This window comes from Candidatus Planktophila vernalis, from assembly GCF_002288185.1.
Lineage (GTDB): Bacteria > Actinomycetota > Actinomycetes > Nanopelagicales > Nanopelagicaceae > Planktophila > Planktophila vernalis.
In genome coordinates, this window is the sequence record NZ_CP016776.1 from 1,051,589 (window position 1) to 1,075,200 (window position 23,612).

General features: G+C 44.9%; 24 protein-coding genes. 4 read left to right on the forward strand and 20 right to left on the reverse strand.

All coding sequences use genetic code 11. From position 1 onward, the window contains the following. Nucleotides 1-29 precede the first annotated feature (29 nt). The 11 genes from mtrB to fdxA form a co-directional block, all read right to left on the reverse strand. On the reverse strand, nucleotides 30-1,580 hold the full coding sequence (mtrB, locus tag A7sIIA15_RS05535) for an MtrAB system histidine kinase MtrB (protein ID WP_095686157.1): 1,551 nt from the start codon (nucleotides 1,578-1,580) through the stop codon (nucleotides 30-32). A gap of 3 nt (nucleotides 1,581-1,583) precedes the next feature. Continuing rightward, nucleotides 1,584-2,270, reverse strand: a complete 687-nt coding sequence (mtrA, locus tag A7sIIA15_RS05540) for an MtrAB system response regulator MtrA (RefSeq protein WP_095686158.1) — start codon at nucleotides 2,268-2,270, stop codon at nucleotides 1,584-1,586. Further along, entirely contained in the window at nucleotides 2,270-3,556 is a 1,287-nt protein-coding gene (ahcY, locus tag A7sIIA15_RS05545) for an adenosylhomocysteinase (RefSeq protein WP_095686159.1), read from the reverse strand. Before ahcY ends, mtrA begins: the two co-directional genes overlap by 1 nt. A 79-nt stretch (nucleotides 3,557-3,635) precedes the next feature. Beyond that, on the reverse strand, nucleotides 3,636-4,997 hold the full coding sequence (locus A7sIIA15_RS05550; RefSeq protein ID WP_095686160.1) for a phosphomannomutase/phosphoglucomutase: 1,362 nt from the start codon (nucleotides 4,995-4,997) through the stop codon (nucleotides 3,636-3,638). Nucleotides 4,998-5,007: 10 nt separating this feature from the next. Beyond that, on the reverse strand, nucleotides 5,008-5,379 hold the full coding sequence (locus tag A7sIIA15_RS05555) for a DUF3499 domain-containing protein (RefSeq protein ID WP_095686161.1): 372 nt from the start codon (nucleotides 5,377-5,379) through the stop codon (nucleotides 5,008-5,010). A gap of 42 nt (nucleotides 5,380-5,421) precedes the next feature. Beyond that, nucleotides 5,422-6,732: a DUF5719 family protein gene (locus A7sIIA15_RS05560; protein ID WP_095686162.1), complete on the reverse strand. Its 1,311-nt coding sequence runs from the start codon at nucleotides 6,730-6,732 to the stop codon at nucleotides 5,422-5,424. Beyond that, nucleotides 6,729-9,761 carry a glycosyltransferase family 2 protein gene (locus A7sIIA15_RS05565; protein ID WP_095686163.1) on the reverse strand — a complete coding sequence of 1,011 codons (3,033 nt, stop codon included), beginning with the start codon at nucleotides 9,759-9,761 and terminating at the stop codon, nucleotides 6,729-6,731. Before A7sIIA15_RS05565 ends, A7sIIA15_RS05560 begins: the two co-directional genes overlap by 4 nt. A gap of 39 nt (nucleotides 9,762-9,800) precedes the next feature. Beyond that, complete coding sequence (locus tag A7sIIA15_RS05570; protein WP_018225795.1) at nucleotides 9,801-10,100, reverse strand: WhiB family transcriptional regulator; 300 nt, start codon at nucleotides 10,098-10,100, stop codon at nucleotides 9,801-9,803. A 130-nt stretch (nucleotides 10,101-10,230) separates the two neighbouring features. Then, entirely contained in the window at nucleotides 10,231-11,238 is a 1,008-nt protein-coding gene (locus tag A7sIIA15_RS05575) for a nucleotidyltransferase family protein (RefSeq protein ID WP_095686164.1), read from the reverse strand. 3 nt (nucleotides 11,239-11,241) lie between these two features. Further along, nucleotides 11,242-12,306 (reverse strand): succinyldiaminopimelate transaminase, encoded by a 1,065-nt coding sequence (gene dapC / locus A7sIIA15_RS05580; protein ID WP_095686165.1) that lies wholly within the window; start codon nucleotides 12,304-12,306, stop codon nucleotides 11,242-11,244. 6 nt (nucleotides 12,307-12,312) lie between these two features. After that, complete coding sequence (fdxA, locus tag A7sIIA15_RS05585; protein ID WP_029168592.1) at nucleotides 12,313-12,633, reverse strand: ferredoxin; 321 nt, start codon at nucleotides 12,631-12,633, stop codon at nucleotides 12,313-12,315. A gap of 98 nt (nucleotides 12,634-12,731) precedes the next feature. Between fdxA and A7sIIA15_RS05590 the strand changes: the two genes are divergently transcribed. Both A7sIIA15_RS05590 and cysS read left to right on the forward strand, forming a co-directional pair. Beyond that, nucleotides 12,732-12,932, forward strand: a complete 201-nt coding sequence (locus A7sIIA15_RS05590) for an LSm family protein (protein ID WP_095686166.1) — start codon at nucleotides 12,732-12,734, stop codon at nucleotides 12,930-12,932. Further along, nucleotides 12,929-14,287, forward strand: coding sequence for a cysteine--tRNA ligase (gene cysS / locus A7sIIA15_RS05595; RefSeq protein WP_095686167.1), 1,359 nt, complete (start codon nucleotides 12,929-12,931; stop codon nucleotides 14,285-14,287). The genes A7sIIA15_RS05590 and cysS overlap by 4 nt, the downstream gene beginning before the upstream one ends. On the opposite strand, the gene A7sIIA15_RS05600 is transcribed toward cysS, so the two are convergent. Genes A7sIIA15_RS05600 through A7sIIA15_RS05610 form a run of 3 tightly spaced genes read right to left on the reverse strand, consistent with a single transcriptional unit; the run spans nucleotide 14,284 to nucleotide 16,579 of the window. Further along, nucleotides 14,284-14,598 (reverse strand): hypothetical protein, encoded by a 315-nt coding sequence (locus A7sIIA15_RS05600; RefSeq protein WP_150123729.1) that lies wholly within the window; start codon nucleotides 14,596-14,598, stop codon nucleotides 14,284-14,286. The two genes, cysS and A7sIIA15_RS05600, sit on opposite strands and share 4 nt — an antisense overlap. Then, the gene (mshB, locus tag A7sIIA15_RS05605; protein ID WP_095686169.1) at nucleotides 14,595-15,461 is read right to left on the reverse strand and encodes an N-acetyl-1-D-myo-inositol-2-amino-2-deoxy-alpha-D-glucopyranoside deacetylase; all 867 of its coding nucleotides are present in this window, start codon (nucleotides 15,459-15,461) and stop codon (nucleotides 14,595-14,597) included. Before mshB ends, A7sIIA15_RS05600 begins: the two co-directional genes overlap by 4 nt. Further along, nucleotides 15,446-16,579 (reverse strand): ThiF family adenylyltransferase, encoded by a 1,134-nt coding sequence (locus tag A7sIIA15_RS05610; protein ID WP_095686170.1) that lies wholly within the window; start codon nucleotides 16,577-16,579, stop codon nucleotides 15,446-15,448. The genes mshB and A7sIIA15_RS05610 overlap by 16 nt, the downstream gene beginning before the upstream one ends. A gap of 82 nt (nucleotides 16,580-16,661) precedes the next feature. On the opposite strand from A7sIIA15_RS05610, the gene A7sIIA15_RS05615 reads away from it, so the two are divergent. Together A7sIIA15_RS05615 and A7sIIA15_RS05620 are read left to right on the forward strand one after the other, a co-directional pair. Further along, on the forward strand, nucleotides 16,662-17,273 hold the full coding sequence (locus A7sIIA15_RS05615) for a TetR/AcrR family transcriptional regulator (protein ID WP_095686171.1): 612 nt from the start codon (nucleotides 16,662-16,664) through the stop codon (nucleotides 17,271-17,273). 59 nt (nucleotides 17,274-17,332) lie between these two features. Continuing rightward, nucleotides 17,333-18,667 (forward strand): DEAD/DEAH box helicase, encoded by a 1,335-nt coding sequence (locus A7sIIA15_RS05620; RefSeq protein WP_095686172.1) that lies wholly within the window; start codon nucleotides 17,333-17,335, stop codon nucleotides 18,665-18,667. Here A7sIIA15_RS05620 and A7sIIA15_RS05625 read toward each other — a convergent pair. From A7sIIA15_RS05625 to A7sIIA15_RS05650, 6 genes are read right to left on the reverse strand one after another with little or no spacing between them, the layout of a single operon-like run. Continuing rightward, nucleotides 18,664-19,275, reverse strand: a complete 612-nt coding sequence (locus A7sIIA15_RS05625; protein WP_095686173.1) for a MarC family protein — start codon at nucleotides 19,273-19,275, stop codon at nucleotides 18,664-18,666. The genes A7sIIA15_RS05620 and A7sIIA15_RS05625 overlap by 4 nt on opposite strands. Continuing rightward, complete coding sequence (locus A7sIIA15_RS05630; protein ID WP_095686174.1) at nucleotides 19,272-20,117, reverse strand: PHP domain-containing protein; 846 nt, start codon at nucleotides 20,115-20,117, stop codon at nucleotides 19,272-19,274. Before A7sIIA15_RS05630 ends, A7sIIA15_RS05625 begins: the two co-directional genes overlap by 4 nt. Beyond that, a complete protein-coding gene (locus A7sIIA15_RS05635; RefSeq protein ID WP_223298243.1) occupies nucleotides 20,114-21,019 on the reverse strand; it encodes a DMT family transporter in 906 nt (301 codons plus the stop codon). The genes A7sIIA15_RS05630 and A7sIIA15_RS05635 overlap by 4 nt, the downstream gene beginning before the upstream one ends. Beyond that, a complete protein-coding gene (locus tag A7sIIA15_RS05640) occupies nucleotides 21,016-22,146 on the reverse strand; it encodes an Mrp/NBP35 family ATP-binding protein (protein ID WP_095686175.1) in 1,131 nt (376 codons plus the stop codon). Before A7sIIA15_RS05640 ends, A7sIIA15_RS05635 begins: the two co-directional genes overlap by 4 nt. Further along, entirely contained in the window at nucleotides 22,143-22,448 is a 306-nt protein-coding gene (locus A7sIIA15_RS05645) for a twin-arginine translocase TatA/TatE family subunit (RefSeq protein WP_095686176.1), read from the reverse strand. Before A7sIIA15_RS05645 ends, A7sIIA15_RS05640 begins: the two co-directional genes overlap by 4 nt. A gap of 28 nt (nucleotides 22,449-22,476) precedes the next feature. Beyond that, a complete protein-coding gene (locus A7sIIA15_RS05650) occupies nucleotides 22,477-23,601 on the reverse strand; it encodes a S1C family serine protease (RefSeq protein WP_095686465.1) in 1,125 nt (374 codons plus the stop codon). Between the last annotated feature and the right edge of the window lie 11 nt (nucleotides 23,602-23,612).

Sequence of the window (23,612 nt, forward strand, 5' to 3'; positions counted from 1 at the left end):
AAGAATTAAGCAGAACCTACTTGTGGAAACTAGGCTTGAACATCATCTGGAATTAACTTAATCAATCTTGATTCAATTCCTTGTCTAGTTTGACGAGGCAGTGTTAAAACAAAGTGAGCTCCTTTGCCAGGTCTTCCCCAAGCCTCAAGCTCTCCATTATGTAAACGGGCATCTTCTAGTGCGATTGAAAGCCCTAAGCCAGTGCCTCCACGTGTTCGTGCTCGCGAGGGATCAGCGCGCCAGAATCGATCAAAGACTCGGGTAAGGGCATTTTCATCCAAACCAATTCCATGGTCCCTCACACCAACTGCCACATCATGCTCACTTGCCACAATTGTGATTGCAACCGGCTTCTCCTCGGCATGATCAATGGCATTAGAGAACAAATTGCGCAAAATGCGCTCAACTCGTCGAATATCGGCTTTCACAGTGATGCTCTCAGCGATGCTATAAATACGAAGATCTGTAGATTTTTCCTTTGCCACTAAGCCCAAATCTTGCGCACATCGATTTGCTAATAAAACAATGTCGAAATCAACAGCTTCGATGACAGCAACTTCGGCATCAAAGCGACTTACTTCCAGTAAATCCTCCAGTAATCGTTCAAATCGATCTAGTTGTGCCACTAGAAGTTCTGTACTTCTAGCTACGACTGGATCAAAACCATCGCGAGATGCGTTAATTACTTCAGAGGCCATACGAAGAGTAGTCAGTGGTGTGCGAAGTTCGTGGGAAACATCTGAAACAAAACGTTGCTGAACTCGAGAAAGGTTTTCTAGACGTGCAATTTGTTTCTCCAAAGACTCTGCCATCTCATTAAATGCCGTTCCCAAAGTGGCAATTTCATCTTGTGACACCACCTTCATCCGCTGGCGGAAATCTCCAGATGTGAACTCAATTGCAATCGCTGCAGCTTCTCGCACCGGTCGAACAACTTGGCGCACCACCAGCCAAACAATCAAAGAAATTAAGAGAACTAGAGCTAGACCTGTTAGAGCCAAAAGCCGTTGAATAAGATCTAACGTTGCATTTTGGTTTGCAAGAGAAAAGAGCATGTACATTTCATACTGACCAGCACCAGGGATCTGTACTTTTTGACCAAAAGCCAATCCAGGAATTCTTAATCCGCCTGTGTATTGGATAGTGATATTTGAAGAGACTAAATCTGCATTCTTACGCACAAGCTTACTCAATCTCTCTGGAATTGATGTTGGGTCAACTTGATTAGAAGTTATCTCGTAGTTTTGAATTCGAGTATTGCCAGGGCTTCGAATGAAAACAACTTCCCTAGCATTTTCATTTGTTGTCAGTGAAGTGGCTGAACTAATGATGTCGTTGATAACCTTAAATACAGCTTCCTCTTTTTCACCTTCTGCCAACAAAAATCGGTATTCAGCTGAAAATATCGTTGAGCGCGCTTCAATGCGTGATGATTCTAGGTTTACCTTCTTGATACCTGTAGCTAACTGCGAGTTGAGCGCTGATCCCGTTAAATAGATAACGCCTAAGGAAAGCAGAACTGTCGAAATAATGACTCTCGTTGCAAGAGAATTACGAAGGCGTAAGAAAATACGGTTCATAGTTTAGGAACCGCCCATCACTCCAGCTTTGTAACCAACTCCACGCACAGTCACCACAATTTCTGGTCTCTCTGGATCATGTTCAATCTTTGAGCGCAGGCGTTGAACGTGGACATTGACCAGGCGCGTATCAGTGGAATGGCGATATCCCCATACTTCACTGAGCAATGCATCACGGGTAAACACACGGCCTGGCTCTTTAGCAAGAGCTACCAATAAATCAAATTCCAAGCGAGTTAATGAAATCTGTTTGCCTGCTCGCAAAACTTGGTGTGCTTGAACATCAATTGCTAAATCACCAATAGTTAACAAACCTGAGATATCAACATTTGTTCGACGCAAACGTGTGCGGATTCGGGCAATTAACTCAGAAGGGTGTCTAAAGGGTTTAACCATGTAGTCATCTGCGCCGGCTTCAAGGCCTCGAACAACATCATGGGAATCACCTTTAGCCGTCAACATAATGATTGGAACCATTGATTCAGCACGAATTAATTTACAAACTTCAATTCCATCAAGTCCAGGCAACATAACATCCAACAGAACTAAATCTGGTGGATTGTTACGAAATACATCTAGAACTTCATCCCCGCGACTTACGAGGTCTACATCAATACCTGCACCGGTTAAAACAATGCCGAGCATTTCGGCAAGGTCCTGGTCGTCATCGACGACCATAACCAATGTCATTAGCTACCGTGCTCCCAAGAGTTCAAGTACATATCTTGTGCTGGAGTAAGTGTGTCAATGAGACCGCCCATGCTCTTCAACTTCAAGCTAGCAACTTCCTTATCGATATATGTAGGAACGTTGTGAACGCCTGGCTTCAAGTTCTTAGCTTCCTTAACAAGGTATTCAGCAGTTAAAGCTTGATCAGAAAATGACATATCCATAACTGATGCTGGGTGACCCTCTGCTGCGCCTAAGTTAACAAGGCGACCCTCTGCGATGAGAAGTAAACGGCGACCATCAGCCATTACATATTCATCAGTTTGGTGGCGCATCTTTGCATTCTTTTTCGCTGCATGCTGTTCTAGCCAAGCAACGTCGATTTCAATATCAAAGTGGCCTGAGTTAGCCATAATTGCGCCATCCTTCATTACTGCAAAGTGCTCATCGCGCAATACATCGCGGTTGCCTGTAACAGTAATGAAAACATCGCCAAGCTTTGCCGCATCTGCCATTGGCATAACGCGGAAGCCCTGCATCATTGCATCTAATGCCTTAGTTGGATCGATTTCAGTAATGATTACGTCAGCGCCCATTCCCTTGGCGCGCTCTGCAACACCCTTACCGCAGTAACCAAATCCAGCAACAACAAGAATGCGTCCTGCTAGAAGGAAGTTAGTTGCGCGAAATACTGCATCCAGAGTTGATTGACCTGTTCCATAACGGTTATCAAACATGTGCTTTGTGTCTGTGTCATTCACAGCAATCATTGGGAACTGAAGTGCTCCATCTTTTGCCATCTGGTTCAGACGGATAACTCCTGTTGTGGTTTCTTCGCAGCCACCAGCAATATTTGGAATTAACTCTTTACGTGTTGTGTGAAGAGTGTTGACGAGGTCGCAACCATCATCGAAAACTTGGTGTGGTTCGATATCAAGAGAAGCATTGATGTGCTTGTAGTAGCCATCACGATCAACAGCGTTGCGAGCAAAAACTGAGATTCCGTACTCATGGACCAAAGCTGCTGCAGTGTCATCTTGAGTTGAAAGTGGATTTGATGCACAGAGAGCGATATCAGCGCCGCCAGCTTTTAGCACGCGCATCAAGACAGCTGTCTCAGTTGTTACGTGCATACATGCAGAGATGCGAACACCGGCAAAAGGTTGTGACTTTTCAAAACGTGCACGGATTTGAGAAAGAACAGGCATATTGCGCTCTGCCCATTCAATGCGCATGCGTCCTTGTGCAGCAAGAGATGCATCTGCAATATCGTGCTTTGGAAGAGTAGAAGTTACAGGTACGTTCACGAAAAGCTCCTTTTATCGACTGCGGTCAGGAGCCTAGGTTACTGCCCCCACGCCTAAAGCGAGTCATGAAGGCGCGCACCTAGCCACGAATAAGGGCGAGAACCTCGTCACGTAGTGCGTTCATACGCTCTGGCTCCCTGGCCTCAACGTTAAGTCTTAGTAGTGGCTCTGTATTAGAGGGGCGCAGATTAAACCACCATGTGTCCCCATTAACCGTGAGTCCATCAAGATGATCAGTTGTCACCCCGGGCATTGAGCTAAATGTGGCTTCCACCAATGCAGTTGCTGCAGCTGTATCGGCAACTTTTGAATTGATTTCACCACTAAGGCAATATCGCTGATACGGCTTTAAAATCTGCGACATCGATTTATCTGACTCCCCCAAAGCTGCAATCGCATGAAGTGCTGCAAGTGCTCCAGAATCTGCTCTCCAGAAATCATCAAAGTAAAAGTGCCCTGAGTGCTCTCCGCCAAAGATCGCTTTACTCTCCGCCATCATTTTCTTAATATAAGAATGACCAACTCGAGAGCGAAGTCCAACGCCACCATTTTCTTCAATGACTTCTAATACAGCCCTTGATGAGATTAAATTATAAATAATCTTCGCTCCAGGATTTTTCTTGAGCTCACGCTGTGCAATCAATGATGTTAAGTCGGATGGATTAACTGCATTTGCTTTCTCATCAACTAAAAAGCATCGATCAGCATCGCCATCAAAAGCTAAGCCCAAATCCGCTCCATGTTCCAAAACTGCCTTTTGAAGATCTCTCAAATTCTTTTCATCTATTGGATTTGCCTCATGATTTGGAAAAGTTCCATCAAGTTCAAAGTACATCGGGATTAATTCACAGTTAAGGCGTGCAAATATGGCAGGAGCCGTGTGGCCAGCCATGCCATTTCCTGCGTCCACAACGATTTTAAGTGGACGAATATTGGAGAGATCCACAAGGCTTAAAAGGTGATCCACATACTCTTCAAGCATGTTCCGTTGTGTTTCAACCCCCACTGATCGAAGCTCAAGTGGAGAACCTTTTCGAACAAAGTTCTCGATTGTTAGTAATCCAGATTCCTTACCAATTGGGCGAGCCTGACTTAAGCAGAGTTTTATACCGTTGTATTCAGCGGGGTTATGGCTGGCGGTAAACATCGCACCCGGTAAACCAAGTTTGCCCGAAGCAAAATACAACATGTCTGTTGACGCTAAACCAATTCGAATGACATCCATTCCTAAGGAAGTGACTCCAGCAGAGAATGCATCTGCAAGTGGAATTGAGGATGGTCGCATATCTTCACCAATGACAACTGTTCCTGGTTCACGTTGCTGTTGTAGGAAGTGTGCAAAGGCAACACCTGTAGCAAAAGTGAAGTCAGGAGTTATCTCTTCATCAACGAGTCCTCGAATGTCATAGGCTTTAAAAATATTTGCTATCTCTTGCGACATTAATCAATCCTTAGGATGGAACAGCTCGTAAATGACCTCGACGTCCGATGGAGGCATGTGAATCATCTTCACTTGATTCTGCAGGAGTTTCTTCAGTGCGCTTTGCAACTTCACGCACTGCATCTGCAATAGCCATCAAGTCATCATCTGAAGGACCTGGTTCATTTCCAGTTAACTCTTGTTTAATCACATTCCATCCATGTGGAACCTTCAAGCGCTCTCCATGACTTGCACAGAGATCGTAAGCATGTGGTTCTGAATACGTAGCAAGTGGTCCAACTACAGCAGTTGATTCAGCATAGATATATGTAAGAGTCATTGTTGCAACAGAACGGCAGCCCACGCGAGAGCAAGCGCGTCCAACCTGTGCTGGTGACTTCATGGTTAGAACATTAGTGGCCTGTGTGCCAATTTTTTGGGATTGTTAGGGATTTAGAACGCGAATGTTTGAATTTGGAACTTCCACTCGGGTCAGAGCGCTACCGTTCACAATAGGGATAAATCCATAACCATTAGTTGAGGCTATGAGTGCGCCGGCAAAGACTCCTTTACTGCTGGAAACAATGGTGATTGATCGGGCATTTGCAGGAACGCGCCATGTAGCAATATCGCTACCTTTAACTGATGCACTCACAGTCTTACCATTTACTAATTTGGCTTGGACTTTCACAGAGATTGATTCTCCAGCAAATGTGATGAGTGGTGATAGTCCCGTCACAGCAATAGACATTGGCGTAAGGGGTGGCGTTGCCGTGCTCCAAACAAAGTCCTTGTGGCGACTGATCGTCACAGAAGAGGAAACTGAAGCGACGATTGGTTCTGCAGATGTCACTCGAACCGCAAAGGCACTAGCTGAGATTTTTGGCTCAAAGGAAAACTCAGAGACAACTCCTGCTTCAATTGAACGCGAGCTCATGCCGACAGGTATGAACTTTCCATCAGCAGATAAAACTTCTAATGTAAATGTTGTGTTGACATCTCCTGGTGTAAGGATTCGTAACGTATGTGAGGCTGAAGCTTTTTGACCCGCTTTAGGAAGCTGGTTTGGAATCGCTGGGATTACAACTTCCTTAGATGCAGTGGGATATGAGTTTACAAAATCACCACCGAGAGCCTTTAATCCAGCACCTTGTTCATCAATCATGAATGCATTTACGCGACCAGATCGTGGAGTCACTTGAACTGCCAAAGATTTATCCCCCGGTGCAAGTGAGTCTAGTGAGAGTTGAATGTAGCTCTTCGACTTTAAATTCACAGATTTAATGGGTTGCTTCGCATTCTCGGTATAACTCTGAACATCCACAATGGAATCGCTCAATCCACTATTTATGAGAATTAATCGTCCGCGGCTTGTGACATTTGCCGTACCACCAACAAACCATGCTGCAGCGTTTGGACCAGAACACAATGTTCCACCCGCCCAACTTCCAGTTCTACTTTGCCAAATAAGTGGAGTGGTTCCCTCAGCAGAAATAACTAGGGAATCTTTGGTTACTGGAAAGCGAAGTGCCTTAAAAGGCACAGTCTTACTGCTTCGATTTTCCAATCGTTGGTATTGAGTCTTACGTGAAGAGATAGATATCTGTGAAGTTAAACCATTGAGCGTTGGCGGACAAACCACCACTGGGTAGCTTTCAGAGAAATTGCTTGGCTTCGAGACTGTCGTTACCCCTGATGCAATCACGAAACATGCAATAAGTGCAGATAAGAAAAGAAAAGGCTTTTCGAATTTCATGCCAGCTCCTTCTCTGAAATTTCGCGCTTTCTGCGACCAGCAGGTGCAGCCAAGATAATTACCAAGGTCCAAGCGATTAGCTGAAGTGACAGCCACGCTCTCCTAATGGTTCCATCGTGAAGCAATGATATTTCGCCAGCTTCCTTTACCTGGAACTGTGGCAATGACTGTTCATCTTTAGCGCGATCTAATCGATATCCATTTTGCAAGATTTGCCATGATCGATCAAAAGTTTCTGTCAACGTAATGGAGCCTGGACCGTTAACGGTGGTACGAGCTCCTACTTCACCAGCCTCTAACACAGAACGTGTTCCATCTTTTGCAGTAAAAATGATTCTTCCAGTAACTCCAGTGACTCTCCAAACAACACCAGCTGAAGTTGCTGATGTGCGAGCAAAACCACCAAGACCATCGATGGTGCGGATAACATTGCGACTAAATGGGTTTTTAACAAATACATACTTGATTCCATAGGAAGAAAAGACTTGGCTACTGCTAATTCCAGAACCATCAATGAGTTCTTGAGCTGCTAGTTCAATCGCTCGTACTTGCCCAGGTGCCACATCTGGTTCACCCAGTGAAATATCCTCACCTCGTGAAATGTAGTACTGAATTGATTTTGAGTTCTCAGCGCCAACTTCACGTAAGACTAATGTTTTAGTATCAGCTTCAGCAGTGAGAAAAGCTGGCATAACTCCCTTCATATTGCTCTGCACAGGTGAATCTGCACCAGCAGTAATGGACCAGCCAACACTAGAGAGTGAATAAAGCGAGGTAATAATTAAAAGTAGGCCAGCTAAAATATGCCGGTAATGAATATTGCTTGCAATGAGCACAGTTCGTAAACGATCCAAAATGACAACACCGGCTGCCACAGATGCAAGAGTTGCTCCAACTAAGAAAGTTCCAACCCAAGTTCTAGTCCCAGCGCTATTGCCGTGCACTGTGATTGAGATAGATGAGAACAGAACTGCTGCAGACAAAAATGAAATACCAACTTGTGCGAAAGAGCGCGCATTGGAGGATGAAAAAAGAGCGATAACTAAGAGAAGCAGAATCGGACTAATTGCCCACCAAGGAAGAGATCCAGCGCCTCCAGGATTACCTGAGAGAACTAGCGCGGTAGGACCGCCTGCAAGGTTTAAACCTGGTTCAGCAAGAAAGCGTGCAGGGCGAATGAGTGCTTCAAATGAATATGGAGCAACCAATACAAATGGGAATATCAGCAACGTTAAACGCTTGTAGAGCCTTGCCAGAAATAATGGCTTCTCCAATTTCTCGTTGTAGTCACCCAAAATTGCAATTCCTATAACTCCCAAGCTCACAAGAGTTGTTATCAAAGTAAATGAAGTTAAGACAGCTAGCAAAATAGTTAACGCATAGATGCGACGCCAGTTGTTGGTCTCTACTTGCTTCCAATCACTGAGGATCATCGGGATTTGCGGTGCAATTATTAAAGCCACAAGAGTTGCCAATCGCCCTGAGTTCACTGAAGCTAAAGCCACAGGTGAGAGGGCATACAAGAAACTAGCTGGGATTGTTATGAATTGATTACTAGAGAGCTTTCGCAGGAATGTGTGGGCCGACCACATAATGAGTAAAGGTGCAGCTAAAAAGAACAATGTTATGAGAAGCGGTGCTTTACCCAGAAATAAAGTGGAGGCTAGTGCCACAACTGCAATCCATGCTGGGGATGCATGTGAACTACCCATTCCAACTTGGTGCCACGATTCAAAATAGAAGCCCCATAGATCTCGAGCGCCACTTGGCGAAGCAGCAAGTGCGCCGCCATTTAAAGCACCGAGACGATTTCGAGATTGAATAAGTGTGATTATGGCCAGTAAGAGATATCCAAAGATTGCTGGGTTCTTTAAGACTTTACTAATCTGGAAACGTTGAGTTGGTACTAGTAAATCCTCTTCCTCGAGTGAGCTTAAAACAGATGGTGAAGAGCTCTCTGGAACAGGAAGAATTCTGGCTCTAATTACTTCAGTAACACGCGCTGCCGATAAGCGAATCTGTGACCATCGAGGTGGAATGTAAGAAGAGATGACTCGAGCAGAAACTAACCGCTTTGTTTTTCTAAATTTTCTAGCTTTAACTATTTCAGCTGGCTTAACAATCAAGGTGGCCACAGCCAATAATTCATCGGCTGCATACCCAGGTAGTTTTGCAAGCAAATAACCAATTGAACGTGCCATCGCAGATCCGAGTAACTGAATTGATAGCCATGGAATCATCCACCACGATGAGTTAGCTAATAAAACATATGCTGCATTACGGCGATCTAAAAGTAATGGTCGGTGTAAGAAGGCGCCGTTAACATCCACACTACGTCGCTCTGATGCCGAAGCCTGGGCATGGTGAGCAACAGCAGCTGTCGTGGCGATAACTCCATGACCGGCAACTCTTGCCCTCCAGCCAAAATCAATATCATCGCGAAACAGGGAAAGGTTTGAATCAAAACCGCCAAGTTCTTCGAATATGTCACGGCGTATTAGAGCGCCTGCAGTGCTAACTGATAAAACATCATGAACACCATCATGTTGACCTTGGTCATATTCATCGGTCTCTAATCCAGTCCAGCGAGCACCGTTACCAGCAATGCTTATTCCAGCTTCGAGTATGTGAGTGCGATCATGCCAACCAAGAAGTTTTGGACCAACCATTGCAACTTGAGGTCGATCTTCAATTGCTTCTAAGAGTTTTTCAAGGGCGGTAGGTGTTGGTGCGCAGTCATCATGGATTAACCAAATCCATTCGCTATTGCCTTCAATGTGTTTTGGCATTTTTGCTACTGCGAGCGCAACCGCATCGCCAAATCCGCAATCACGATCTGCAGAAATTAAAGGAATACGGGCAGCTTTAATAAGTTTTGTGGATGAATCATTGGAATCTGTATCAACTGCAACAATTTGGTCTGCAGGTCTAGTTTGAGAAGCTAATGCTGCGACAACTGCAGGCAACCAAGTTTCACCGTCGTGTGTAACAACAATTGCGGTGACTAAATGTCTATCGGTTACTGCCACAACTAAACCACCATCTCTTAAAGAGTTGGGATTAAAAGCTTACGCAGAACGGCGCTTTAAGCGACGACGTTCGCGCTCTGATAGTCCGCCCCAAATTCCAAAACGTTCGTCATGTGCAAGTGCGTATTCCAAGCACTCTGAACGAACATCGCAGGAAAGGCAAACACGCTTTGCTTCGCGAGTTGAGCCGCCTTTTTCAGGGAAGAAAGCTTCTGGATCTGTTTGCGCACATAGTGCGCGTTCTTGCCAAGAGAGTTCAATACTCTCGCCGGTCGCTAGTGTGATTTTTGGGCCAGTCGTGGGGGTTGGGGAGTTCGTGGCTTCAGGTTTAATCGGCATAGTCGATTCTCCTTGAAAACTTCTGGTCTCATCCCTCTTGGAAAAGACTTACTTAAGAGTGAATTACACGCGTGTAAGTCGAATAAGTCAAGCCGAGACGAGCCCTTATTGGAGGAGATTTACGCTTAAATCAAGCTGGGATTTCAATTATTTCTGTATTTGTCACAAAAGATACCGATATTTTAGCGAAATCGGCCACTACTGCCCCGGATGCGATAAATGAATTAACAATTGTTGCACCTGCTCCCACGTGAGCTCCTGATTCAATAATCGATCCAGAGATATGTGCATCGGCGCCAACTACTGCCCCACGCGAGATGCAGCTACCGCCATCAATGCGGGCAGATGGGTCTACCTGCGCGCCCTTCATAGTTAAAAATTCCTTGCCCGCGCTCTCAACGAGTCCTGAAGTTAAGGCTGAGGCATCAGCTATCCCTGTTACTAAATCCCGTGATCCTTTAAGAAGTGCTTGTGGTGTGCCGATATCTAGCCAATAAGAATCATCAATGAAACCAAATACTTTGCCGTGGCTATCTACAAGATTTGGGAAAACTTCTCTTTCAACACTGACAACTCGATCTGGCTCAATTGATTGAATTACTGAAGATTTGAAAACATAGCACCCAGCGTTGATGGTATTTGTAACTGGATTTTCCATTTTTTCTAGAAAAGCTGTGACACGACCATCAGAATCTGTAGGAACACAGCCATAAGCACGAGCATCCTCTACTGCAGTTAAATGCAATGTTACATCGGCATTATTCGCTTCATGTTCTTGAATTTGAAGGGCTAAGTTGTGTGAACTTAAGACATCTCCATTAAAAACAACAACAGTTTCATCTCCAGGCAATAATTTTGCAGCATTTCTAATGGCACCGCCTGTTCCCAAAGGCTCTTTTTCAACGGCATAAAGCAGTTTCATTCCCCATTTAGATCCATCGCCAAAATAAGGGATGAATACTTCAGATAAATATGAAGTAGCAAGAACTACTGTTGTAATTCCTGCCTTTTTTGCCAAAGCTAGTTGGTGCTCTGTTACGGGCAAACCAGCAACTGTGAGCATTGGTTTTGGTGTGTTTTTAGTAAGTGGCATCAGACGTGTGCCAAAGCCACCAACTAGAAGGATTCCAACTGCCATCGGCTAAGCCTTTAAGCGGTTAACTGCATCTTTTATGGCTGCATCGGTCACAGTCATTGCGATGCGAATGTGGTTCTTTCCCTTTTCACCATAGAAACTACCTGGGGTTGCCAGGATTCCGCGCTCGGCTAACCAGTCAACACTTGTCCATGCATCTTCATCACGTGTGCACCAGATGTAGAGACCTGCATCGCTAAATTCAATTTTAAATCCGCAAGCTTCAAGTGCTGGTCTTAGCGCATCACGTCGTGCGTTATATCGCGCGCGTTGCTCGGCAACATGTGAATCATCACCCAGTGCAACAGTCATTGCTTTTTGCACGGGCAGTGAAACCATCATGCCTGCATGCTTTCGAAGTTCACGAATCTTTGCAATGAGCGAAGAATCACCAATCAAAAATGCAGCACGATAGCCAGCCATTGATGAGCGCTTAGATAATGAGTGAAGTGCCAGAATATTCTTGTTATCGCCTTGAGTTAAAGCCATGATTGAAGTTGGTGCTGCACTGTGCTCAAACTCCAAATAGCACTCATCTGAAATCAGGACTGCATCATTGGCGCGTGACCATGCAATGCACTCTTTGATTTCTTCAACACTATGAACTCGCCCAGTTGGATTTGATGGTGAGTTCAGCCAGGCTAAATCAGCGCTCGGCCAGCTCTGTGCGCTAATTGGAACTGGTACTGACTGTGCTTGTGCGATCAATGCACCCACGTGATACGTCGGATAGGCAATTTCTGGAATGAGAACTTTCTTAGATTCTAAAATTGTAGGTAACCATGCAACTAACTCTTTAGAACCAATGACAGGTAGAACATCAAAATCACCGGTGGCACCTAAACGAGATTTTGCCCATGCTGTTATTGCAGCTCGTAGTTCGGGTGTGCCCGCAGTTACTGGGTAACTAGGTGAGTTAGAGGCATCGCGTAAGGCTGTTTGAATAAATTCAGGTGTGGGATCTACAGGAGTTCCAACGGAGAGATCAATAATCCCACCAGGGTGAGCGCGAGCCTTATCTCCATAGGGGGCAAGAGCGTCCCAGGGGAAATCTGGGAGTGAAGAGCGCAAGAAGAATTACTCGCTCTTAGGTGGAAGAGCTTTTACTAGTTCGTGGTCGGTGCCAGTTGCTCCGACTTTGCTTGCACCACCTGGTGAACCGATTTCAACGAAAAATTCAGTGTTAACTTTTCCAAATTGCTTCCACTGTGGTGGGACATCATCCTCATAGTAAATAGCCTCAACGGGACACACAGGCTCACACGCACCGCAGTCAACACATTCATCAGCTTGGATATAGAGCATGCGGTCGCCTTCATAAATGCAGTCCACAGGACATTCAGCGATGCATGATTTATCTTTCACATCGATACATGGTTCGGCGATCACATAAGTCACGACTTGCCTCCGTAAGAAATATTAGTTACCAACTCTCAGATTCTAATCGTATCGGCTCTCCTGGCGCGATATTTGAAGTTAAGGTTTATCGTTGAGCCATGAATCAGGGTCTAGAGGCCACTTTTAGCGCCCTCATCGGAAAGCGAGTCACCATCCGCTTGCATGATCCCGAGGGTGGATTTCGCGACATCGTGGGCCATCTCGAGTCCCCTATCACCCTTCGCAATCGACATGGAAAGCTCATCGAATTTTCCTACGACAAGATTGCTCTCTGGAGAGAAGTGGTTGAAAAAAAGTGAGCCTTCGACTCTATGACACAGCTTCCAGAAAGCTTGAACCTGTCACTTCAACTAATGGCACGACAACTATGTATTGCTGTGGGCCTACCGTTTATCGGGATGCACATGTTGGAAATTTAAGGACCTTCCTACTTTCAGATTTGGTGCGCCGAGTTCTAACCGTCAATGGCGTTAATGTGAAACTTATTCAAAACATTACCGATGTTGGGCACATGTCTGAAGATATTGAGAACGAAGACAAAATGCTTGCCCAAGCTAAAGCTGAATCTATAGATCCATTTACTGTGGCTCGAAAATATGAGGCAGGTTTTCACACAGACTTAGCACGCCTGAATATTGAAAAAGCAGATGCTTATCCAAGAGCTAGCGAATCAATTGAGTTAATGCTTGCCATGATTGAGGAACTCATCTCTAAGGAATTTGCATATGTGGGTGAGGATGGCACGGTCTATTTTTCTGCCCAAGCATTTCCAAGTTACGGCGCAATAAGTGGTAATCGCTTAGATGCACTCAAGCCTGGCCATCGCTATGAATACAGTGAAGATGGCGCAAAACGTTTTCACGCTGACTGGGCGCTCTGGAAGAACGCTGGTGGTCGTAAAGAAATGATTTGGGATTCACCATGGGGTCCAGGTTTTCCTGGTTGGCATATTGAATGTTCAGCAATGTCACTTCATTTCTTGAATTCACATATCAATCTTCACGTTGGAGGAATTGATCTGCGTTTTCCACACCATGAAAATGAGCGAGCTCAATCAAATGCCATTACAGGAAATGAGAGCGTGGATCTCTGGCTTCATGGAGAGCATCTGCTTTTTGAAGGCCGCAAGATGTCAAAAAGCGCCGGAAATGTTGTTCTTCTTAAAGATGTTATAGAGCGCGGCTTTGATCCCCTTGCCGTCAGACTTTGTATTCTAGAAAACCGCTATCGATCTCAAATGGACTTAACGTGGGCCTCAATTGAGGCTGCTGACTCAACGTTGAAACGTTGGCGCAAAAAGATAAAGACATGGGGAACGCAGATTCCTGTGAAAGATGCAGAGTTCTTAGAAATTCTCGATAACGATTTGGACACTCCAAAAGCCATTCAGTATCTGCGCACTTTGGAAAAGAATGAAAACATCAATAATCGTGCAGCGCACTTTCTATTTGCAGATCAGATATTGGGGCTTGATCTTGCAAGAGAAGAAGTAATTAGCGCTTTAACTTTAGAACAAGAAGACATTCTTAAACTGCGCCAGATTGCAAGAAATGAAAAGCGATGGGCAGACAGTGACGAGTTAAGAGTAAAACTAGAGCAGAGTGGCCTTGAAATTATGGATGGTCCTGATGGGCAAACTTGGAATTGGCGTTAAGCAGGAAGTAAAACTGCAACTACTAAAGCTAGAAATCCAATATTGATCAGTGATATTCCAACAGAGGTACCTTCAATTAAGTACTCCTGATTGATACCTGGAAAGCCTGCACGTAAGACCACGAAGGTCCAAGCTGCTGCTGCCAATACTTTTAGAGTTCGCCCGCCCCACATGCGACCAATACTCCAAATACCGACCAAGGTTGCAAGTAGAACAAAGATCAAACCAAATGGAACTAAAGAAGCATGAAGAAAAACCGAACCCGCTCCGAGTCCAGCGCCAATCACAATTGCATGGATTTTTCTCATCACAGAACAACTCCAGAAGTTAAATCACTTTCACGGCCTTGTTCATCAAAAGGCTCACTCTTTGGCCCTTTAACTAAGGTGTAGTACTCATGGCCCCAGACTTGTAAACCTAGGTTGTTTGAAAGGGCAAAGAATGGCCCATCTAACGCAATCTGTGTTTCATGGGCTTTCATAGCTGCCATCTTGGCATCCACAAAATCATTACCGTCAATTAAAGTGGTTACAAATGAATCATCTTTTACAAATGGCAGATCATCAATACTTTCAGCCCCAAAGAAATCAGAGCCAATCTCTTTCATGGCTTCCATCCCTTGCGCGATAACTGATTTAGGAACCGTATTCCAATAAATCTTTTGGATTTGCCACGTTGCTAATTCACTTGCCCTCATAGCAACTAAATGCGCTTTTATATGATCTGGGTGTCCATAGCCACCGATTTCATCATAAGTAATCAAAACGTGCGGCTTTATCTCTTCAATTATTGTGACTAACTCGCCAGCTGCCAAATCCAAATCTGCTTGCCAAAAAACATCAGGGCGATTATTTGGTTCCGTTCCCATCATTCCACTATCTCGATAGTTTCCTAAAAATCTAAAATCTGTAATGCCCAGTGCTTTCATGGCAAGTGCTAATTCAATTTCGCGGTGCTTTCCTAATTCATCTTTTTCGCTGCTAGCTAAATGAGAAAGGGAGGGGACCAGAACTTCTCCCTCTTCACCACGCGTGCACGTCACTAAAGTTACTTGTGCGCCTAATGATGCATAAAGAGCCATGGTTGCACCGTTGTTAATAGTTTCATCATCTGGGTGCGCATGCACAAGCAGAATTCGATAACCCTGATAAGAATTTTTCACTGCTTCTCCCATGCAAGTATTCCCCCGCCTAGGTGGCGTGAATTCATAAAGCCTGCTCCTTGAATGATGGCTAGACAATGTGCAGATCTAACCCCAGAGCGACAATGAAGAATAATCTCTTTATCTCTGGGAAGTAGATCTAAAGCCGTTGCGTCGAAAAAATGCGCCTTAGGAATCAATACTGAACCAGGGATTCTAGAGCTTGCAAATTCATCAGGCTCTCTGACATCAATGAGAATAAAGTCATCATTTGCAGCAAACTTCTTCTTTAGGTCTTCAACGGAGATTTCTGGTGCTGAAGCAACACCGCAAAAGCTTTCATAGTTCTCTAAAAGGCTCACCTGCGTTGGATTCTCACCGCATATTACACAGAGTGGATTTTTGTGAATATCAATCTTTGAATGCTCTGCCTCTAACGCTTCATAGATCATGAGCTTTCCAATTTGAAGCTCGCCTATGCCGGTGATGGCTTTAATAACTTCATTAACTTGAATCGATGCAATTGATGCACACAAAACACCCAACACGCCTGCATCTGCACAGTTTTGAACTGTCCCTGGTGCAGGAGGTTCTGGATGTAGACAGCGATAGCAAGGTCCAAGAGAGCTCCAGAAAACTGCAGCTTGCCCATCAAAGCGATTAACTGAACCCCACACATAAGGTTTGTTGAGTAAGACTGCTGCATCGTTAATTAAGTAGCGCGTTGCGAAGTTGTCTGTGGCATCAATAACAATGTCGTATCCGGCCATAATTTCAAGAACATTTGAAGGATTGACTCTTACTGGATAAGTAGTGACTGAAACTAATGGGTTACTTTCTTCAATTTTTGATTTAGCAACATCGACTTTCTTTTTTCCGATATCAGACTGGCCATAAAGGACTTGGCGGTGCAGATTGGTTTCATCAACAGTATCAAAATCAACTATTCCAATAGTTCCAACGCCAGCTGCTGCTAAATACATAAGCGCTGGAGAACCAAGACCACCTGCACCAATGCACAAAACCTTTGCATTTCGAATGCGCTCTTGGCCACTTGCTTGAATCTGTGGAATAACAATCTGGCGACTATATCGACGCGCTTGCTGAGCACTCAGTGCTGGGCCAGGATTTACAAGCGGTGGTGTTTTCATAGGAGGTTAATTCTGCCGTATTCACGCATGTGTTGCTACAGCTATTAGCGCATTCACCTATAGAGCCTCTACGATTACACCAATGAGCACTATTGATTCATCAAATAAGCCGCGTTTGCCGCGTGACGAGCGCCGCGCACTTTTGCTCTCAGCAGCCCTAGAGGTTTTTACTGCTGCTGGTTATCACTCTGCGGCAATGGATGAAATCGCAGATCGCGCAAATGTTAGCAAGCCAGTTTTGTATCAGCACTTTCCGTCAAAATTAGAGCTTTATCTTGCAGTTCTTGATTTACACATTGACTCATTAGTTTTTGAAATTCAGAGAGCTATCGCCTCAACTCCTGATAACGCTAATCGTGTGCATGCCACTGTTGATGCATATTTTGCTTTTATCGAAAAAGAGGGTGAAGCTTTCAGACTTCTCTTTGAAAGTGACATGAGTGTTGAGCCATCTGTGCGTGAGCGCCTTAATCGAATGACTTATGACTGCGCAGCTGCTGCTAGTGCCGTAATTTCTATTGATACAGGTCTTCCAAAAGAAGCTTCAATGCTCTTAGGTGTTGGAATGATTGGCTATGCCCAAGTAACAGCGCGGCATTGGTTAGATCGAGACAGTGCATTAACGCGTGAACAGGCAGTTGAATTGGTCAACAACCTCATGTGGCGAGGAATTTCGGGTTTCCCTCGCAATTAACTCCGATAGGATTACTTCTATGAGCTCCACTAATAAACAAATTTCTGGCGCCGCTTAACGTGTCGAAAACTTTCGCAGAACTCCCACTACGCCCTGAAACCATTGAGGCTCTTCATGCTCATGGCTTCATCGCTCCATTTGCTATTCAAGAGATGGTTTTGCCAATCGCACTCAGTGATGGTGATGTTATTGGTCAAGCTAAAACAGGCACCGGAAAGACTCTGGCCTTTGGCGTTCCAGTTATCGAGAGAGTTATTGCACCTAATGACAAAGAGTGGGCAGATTTTGAGCACAAGGGAATGCCACAGGTTTTAATCGTCGTTCCAACTCGCGAACTTTGTACACAAGTAACCAAAGACATTGAAGAGTTAGCAAGTAATCGTGGAATTAGAACATTAGCTGTTTATGGTGGACGCGCATTTGAACCACAAATTGAAGCGCTACAAGCTGGAATTGAAATAGTTGTTGGAACACCTGGTCGCTTGCTAGATCTTTCTCGCCAAGGACAGCTGCGCCTAAAGCAAGTTTCACGCTTAGTTCTAGATGAAGCAGATGAGATGTTGGATCTTGGTTTCCTGCCAGATGTTGAAAAGATTTTGGCAAACACACCAAATCGCATGCAAACCATGTTGTTCTCAGCAACTATGCCTGGAGACATCATCGCTCTTGCCCGTCGCTTTATGAATCAACCTATTCATATTCGAACACAAGATTCAGAAGATGAAGGCGCAGTTGTTACGCGTATTAAGCAGCATGTTTTACGCGCTCATGCCATGGATAAGATTGAAATGCTCGCTCGTATTTTGCAAGCCGAAGGTCGTGGACCAACCATGGTTTTCTGCCGCACCAAGCGCACCTGCCAAAAGACGGCAGAAGACTTAATGGAACGAGGCTTTAAAGCTGCGCCTATCCATGGAGATCTTGGTCAAAATGCGCGTGAAAAAGCTTTGGGTGATTTCAAAGCAGGCAAATCAGATGTTCTTGTTGCAACAGATGTTGCGGCACGTGGAATTGATATTGATGGAATTACACATGTAATTAATTACCAGTGCCCTGAAGATGAAAAAACTTACGTGCACCGTATTGGTCGCACAGCTCGTGCCGGAGCACATGGAATTGCAGTCACATTCGTTGACTGGGATGAATTAGCTAGATGGAAGATGATTAACCAGGTTCTAGATCTCGGTTTAGCTGAACCAGAAGAGACTTATTCCTCTTCTCCACACCTCTATGAAGTTCTAGATATCCCAGCAGGTTCAACAGGGCGAATCACGAAGAGCAAGCCCGTAATAGAACAAAAGGCTGCCCCTGAAAAACGTGTTGAGAAGAAGGTTGAATCAAAGCCAAAAGTTGAGCGAACTCGCACGCGTACTAAGAAGTTTAAAGAGAGTTAAGTAGTAACAAAAACTCGAATTGCATCCACCAGCATCTGAACTGCAATGGCGGCAAGTAACAAACCAGCAATGCGTGCCACAAGTGTTACGCCAGCTTCCTTTATTACTTTCATGATGGTTGTGGAAGCCATCAGCGCTGCTGCAATAGCAACATGAACTGCAATTACTGCACCAACTAAGCCCGCAGCCATGCTTGGGCTATCTATTTGCTGAACGAAAATCATTGTTGCAACGATTGCACCAGGTCCAGCAAGTAAAGGTGTTCCTAGAGGCACAAGTGCGATATTTTCATCTTTAGAATCACCGCGACCGCTTCCCTTGCCTCCGGTTAAAAGATCTAAGGAGATAAGCAAAAGTAGTAGTGCGCCAGCAGCTTGTAATGCTGCGATTGAGACATTGAGATAGCTCAAAATAAAGCGACCAAATAATGCAAACATCGAAATTACAAGCAGAGAAACTAAAGCAGCTTTGATAGCAAGAATCCTGCGCTCTTTTGCAGACTTATCTGCAACGAGGGCTAAGAAAATTGGCGTAGCACCAGGTGGATCCATGATTACAAATAAAGTTACAAATGACTGGACGGCAAAGGTTAAAGCGCTAACTTTCATGCCCGTACCACCCTTCGTTTATCAGCAAGAGATTCCAGTTTTTCCCATTGAGCTGGGCTGGTTTGGAACTCTGCAAGTGCGTTGAGTTTACCGCTTCCGTGATAGTCGCTGGAGCCAGTTATTACTAAATCTAATTCCGTGGCAATTGAGCGCAACATCTCTCTTTCCTCTGGATTTTGATCTCTGTGATCAACTTCTATTCCGTTTAATCCAGCAGCAACTAACTCTTGAAAATCACTTGCCTTAAGAATTTGACCGCGATGTGATGCAAAAGGATGTGCAATTACAGCCACTCCTCCAGCCTTTCGGATCATTGCAATTGCTTGAGCAGGAGTGGGTGCTGCGTGAGAAACATAAAACTCGGATTCATTATTGAGCATGCCTTGAAAAGCTTCATCCCGCGTGCTTATGACTCCCTTGTTTACTAATGCATCTGCTAAATGAGGACGCCCAAGAGTTGCACCTTCAGGGCGCGCAGCTTCAACATCTGCCATTGAAATATCAATTCCAGCAGCTTGCATCTTTTCAACCATCTTGCGCATCCGCGGTAATCGTCCATCGCGCGTTTCCTCAAGCATGACTTGCATCTGCTCATGTGCACCATCAAAGAGAAGCCCCAACATATGCACGCTAATGCCGTCTTCGGTTAAGCAGGATATTTCACTGCCCAGTGCTAGTTGTAAATTTCCACGTAAACTTTCAGTGGCCTCTTGCCAACTAGAAGTGGTGTCGTGATCACTGATACCCAGAACCGTTAATCCTTGAACTATTGCTTTATTTACTAGCTCGCGGGGACTATCTGTTCCGTCGCTTTTGTTGGTGTGCGTATGTAAATCAATCATGGAGCCAGCTCCACTGCCCCAGGTCTTGAGCGAGTAACAACTAAAACACATCCAATTAATATCAAAGCGATTCCAGGCAAAATTCCAAGTGGTGGTTTTTGTCCAAGCCACCAAATCGCAAGTAGTGAACTTACAGGTACTTCGAAAAAGATAATAAGAGAAACAATTGCTGGTGATACTCGCTTGAGTGCGGCATTAAACATTGAATGGCCCAAAATCTGTGCGCCAACAACTAGGCCTAAAAGAATCCACCATTCGCGCCCATCAAAATTAAATATTGGAAATCCCATCAGCAACGCCATTGGTAGAGCGGTCATGGCACAAACGAAATAGCAAACTGTCGTGTATACGGTTGTCTCCACTGTGCGCTGTGCTCGTGAACCAGCCATCATGTAAAGAGCAGCCAGGGCTGCAGAAACTAGTGCGGCAATATCTCCCAAAAATGCTCGAAGAGAGATCTGTAAATCAATCCCTGAAATCAAAAGCACGCCAGAAAAACTAACAACCATCCCAAGCCAGGCTTTGGAAGGAATATGACCACCACTGAGCTTTACAAACAAAGCAGCAAAAATTGGTTGCAGTGCAACAAGTGCTGTACCTGCTGCAACTGTTGTCCAGCGCATTGCTAGAAAGAATCCAACGAAGTGAATAGCTAAAATGAAGCCGGCAATAACCGACCACTTAATGCCTTCGCGATCTCTTGGATGTTTAAGAGCAAAGGGAAGTGTTAATAACGACCCACCAAGATTTCTCCAAAAAATCAACGTGGGAATTGACATTGCACTCATTGCAATAAGTGGGCCTGAAGTTCCAATGCCCATGATTCCAATACCGAGACGAATTAAGTCGGGTCTTGCCGGAATAGTTGTGTGACTATCGCGCGAATCTGCTTGCGAACTCAATTGCTCTCCGGAGAAATACCTAGGCGAACACCCACTAGAGATTTACTTCGCTTAACGAGAATTTCTGCAATCGCAAGAATTGACTGCGCAGAATCAGAATCAGGTGCAGCTTGAACTAGCGGTACTCCATCATCGCCACCGGTTCTAAGCTCTGGATTAAAGGCGATCTTGCCAAGAAGCGGAACATCGATGCCAACAAGTGCCGATAAGCGCCTTGAGGTTTCCTCACCGCCACCAGAACCAAAGAGTGCAATCTTCTCACCGCATGTTGGGCAGCCATATTCAGACATGTTTTCAATAACACCGATAACACGTTGATGAATTTGGTGCGCAATTCTCCCTGCACGTTCTGCAACCTCGGCTGCAGCAATTTGAGGTGTTGTTACTACAACTATCTCTGAGTTTGGAATCAGCTGTCCTAGAGAAATTGCTAAATCGCCAGTGCCAGGAGGTAGATCAATGAGCAAAACATCTAGATCACCCCAGTGAGCATCTGAAAGAAGTTGCTCGAGCACGCGGTGTAATAGTGGCCCACGATAAGCAACTGGATCTGAGCGCTCTGGCTTAAACATCTCCATTGAAACTACTTTTACGCCAAAAGACTCCAGTGGGATAAAGAGCTGATCAATAGCAGTTGGTCGCTGACCCATTAAACCCATCAAACGAGGGATTGAGTGACCATAGACATCTGCATCTAAAATTCCAACGCGTAAACCTTTTTTAGCAAATGCAACTCCAAGGTTTGCAGTCACAGATGACTTTCCAACACCACCTTTTCCAGAAGCAATGCCAATAACTCGTGTCAGGGATTCTGGTTGGGCAAAGGTAATTGTTTTTTCACGGCCACCACGAACCACTTTTTTAACATAATCACGTTGCTCTTGTGACATGACTCCAAAAGCTAATTCAACGCTCTTCACGCCTTCGACATTCTTTAGGGCCGTAGTGATATCACCACGTAGTCGATCTTGCATTGGACAACCAGAAATCGTTAACAAAACTTTAATACTCACGTCGCCGTTGACCTCAGTGAGCTCTTCAACCATTCCAAGTTCAGTTATAGAACGATGGAGTTCTGGATCCTGAACCTTTGAGAGTGCAACATTGAGTGAATCGATTAAGTTCATATGAGGTCTGGGTCAATCTTTGCAGTTGGTCGTTTTGGTTTTGTCGCTGGAGTTTCATCCAATAAATCACCCAACTGTTTTTTAACAAAAGTCTTTGGATGTAGATCTGCTGGCTGAAGATTTTCAAAGCCAGGTCCTAAGTTCTCTCGAAGTTCAGCAGTTGCTGTCTGTGACAAGGTGCGAACCTTCTTAACCCACTTTGCAGCCTCTGCAGCAGCCTTTGGAAGTCGCTCTGGACCCAGCAAAAGCATTCCCACAATAGCCAGGCCGAGAATTTCACCCGCGCCGAGATCAAAGAACATAGCGAAAGCCTACCTGCTAAATCGGTCTCTAGTTATTGCCAGCTACCAAGGTAACGGTGACCGTGACCTCTTTATTATCTCGGATATAAGTCAGGGTGACCTTATCCCCCACATTCATAGCGCGTATGGCAACAATTAATTGTTCAGGGGAATCAATGGCCTTATTTTCAAATTTGATGATTAAGTCACCCGCACGAATTCCAGCTTTAGCTGCTGGTCCGCCAGGCAAAATAGATGTGCCCGAATTAGCAACAAGTGCACCAACTCCACTGTAATTCATATCCAATGAAACGCCTAAGAACGGATATGTTGCTTTACCAGATTTAATCAATTGATCCGCAGTTTTTCTCGTTTGATTAATTGGAATTGCAAAACCCAAACCAATGGAACCGGTCTGTGACACTGAACCAAGGGTTGCGATTGCTGAATTAACGCCAATGACCGCCCCCGTTGCATCAACTAGTGGGCCGCCAGAATTTCCTGGGTTGATTGCAGCATCAGTTTGTAGTGCATTAATGAATGAGCTTCCAGAACCAGAATCACCAGCAGTTACAGGTCGATCCTTAGCGCTAATAATTCCAAGTGTCACAGTGCCTGAGAGTCCAAGCGGTGAACCAATTGCAATCACTGAGTCTCCGACAGCAACTTTGTCACTGTCTCCAAACTCAAGTGCCGGCAGATTTGTGGCACTGATTTTTATAACCGCTAAATCATAAGAAGCATCACGACCAATGATGGTCGCGCTGTAGATATCACCATTGTTTAAGGTAACTCGTATTGCACCATTTCCGTTACCGACACTGGCAATAACATGATTATTGGTCAGGATGTAACCATTGCTATCGAAAATAAAACCGGAACCAGTTCCCCCACGACCTGTTGCTGAGCGAGTATTAACAGAAACAACTGAGGGCAAAACTCTGGCAGCAATACCTGCAACAGAATCTGGTGCACGCTCGATTGTGCTGGAAGAATTAACAATGTTGGCAGAATTAAAAATAGTTCCACCTGTAGCTGTAACTCCTAGAAAACCACCAAGGCAACTTGCCAGTAACGCGATGATAAATACCTTGCCTCGCGAGCTCTTGCTTGGCGCACTTGTTTCCCACCAAGGTCGAACACTGTGGGTTACCTTTTGTCTAGGAAAAATCATGTTCATATCTT

What these genes read in the sequence shown, in the direction of transcription:
- A7sIIA15_RS05640 (WP_095686175.1), bottom strand. Translation starts at nt 22,146, where the DNA reads ATGAACTTAATCGATTCACTCAATGTTGCACTCTCAAAGGTTCAGGAT.
- A7sIIA15_RS05645 (WP_095686176.1), bottom strand. Translation starts at nt 22,448, where the DNA reads ATGTTCTTTGATCTCGGCGCGGGTGAAATTCTCGGCCTGGCTATTGTG.
- A7sIIA15_RS05615 (WP_095686171.1), top strand. Translation starts at nt 16,662, where the DNA reads ATGAGCACTATTGATTCATCAAATAAGCCGCGTTTGCCGCGTGACGAG.
- A7sIIA15_RS05560 (WP_095686162.1), bottom strand. Translation starts at nt 6,732, where the DNA reads ATGAAATTCGAAAAGCCTTTTCTTTTCTTATCTGCACTTATTGCATGT.
- A7sIIA15_RS05555 (WP_095686161.1), bottom strand. Translation starts at nt 5,379, where the DNA reads ATGAAGTCACCAGCACAGGTTGGACGCGCTTGCTCTCGCGTGGGCTGC.
- mtrA (WP_095686158.1), bottom strand. Translation starts at nt 2,270, where the DNA reads ATGACATTGGTTATGGTCGTCGATGACGACCAGGACCTTGCCGAAATG.
- A7sIIA15_RS05570 (WP_018225795.1), bottom strand. Translation starts at nt 10,100, where the DNA reads ATGCCGATTAAACCTGAAGCCACGAACTCCCCAACCCCCACGACTGGC.
- A7sIIA15_RS05610 (WP_095686170.1), bottom strand. Translation starts at nt 16,579, where the DNA reads ATGAAAACACCACCGCTTGTAAATCCTGGCCCAGCACTGAGTGCTCAG.
- A7sIIA15_RS05590 (WP_095686166.1), top strand. Translation starts at nt 12,732, where the DNA reads ATGAATCAGGGTCTAGAGGCCACTTTTAGCGCCCTCATCGGAAAGCGA.
- A7sIIA15_RS05575 (WP_095686164.1), bottom strand. Translation starts at nt 11,238, where the DNA reads ATGGCAGTTGGAATCCTTCTAGTTGGTGGCTTTGGCACACGTCTGATG.
- A7sIIA15_RS05630 (WP_095686174.1), bottom strand. Translation starts at nt 20,117, where the DNA reads ATGATTGATTTACATACGCACACCAACAAAAGCGACGGAACAGATAGT.
- mshB (WP_095686169.1), bottom strand. Translation starts at nt 15,461, where the DNA reads ATGGGAGAAGCAGTGAAAAATTCTTATCAGGGTTATCGAATTCTGCTT.
- A7sIIA15_RS05650 (WP_095686465.1), bottom strand. Translation starts at nt 23,601, where the DNA reads ATGATTTTTCCTAGACAAAAGGTAACCCACAGTGTTCGACCTTGGTGG.
- mtrB (WP_095686157.1), bottom strand. Translation starts at nt 1,580, where the DNA reads ATGAACCGTATTTTCTTACGCCTTCGTAATTCTCTTGCAACGAGAGTC.
- A7sIIA15_RS05550 (WP_095686160.1), bottom strand. Translation starts at nt 4,997, where the DNA reads ATGTCGCAAGAGATAGCAAATATTTTTAAAGCCTATGACATTCGAGGA.
- A7sIIA15_RS05625 (WP_095686173.1), bottom strand. Translation starts at nt 19,275, where the DNA reads ATGAAAGTTAGCGCTTTAACCTTTGCCGTCCAGTCATTTGTAACTTTA.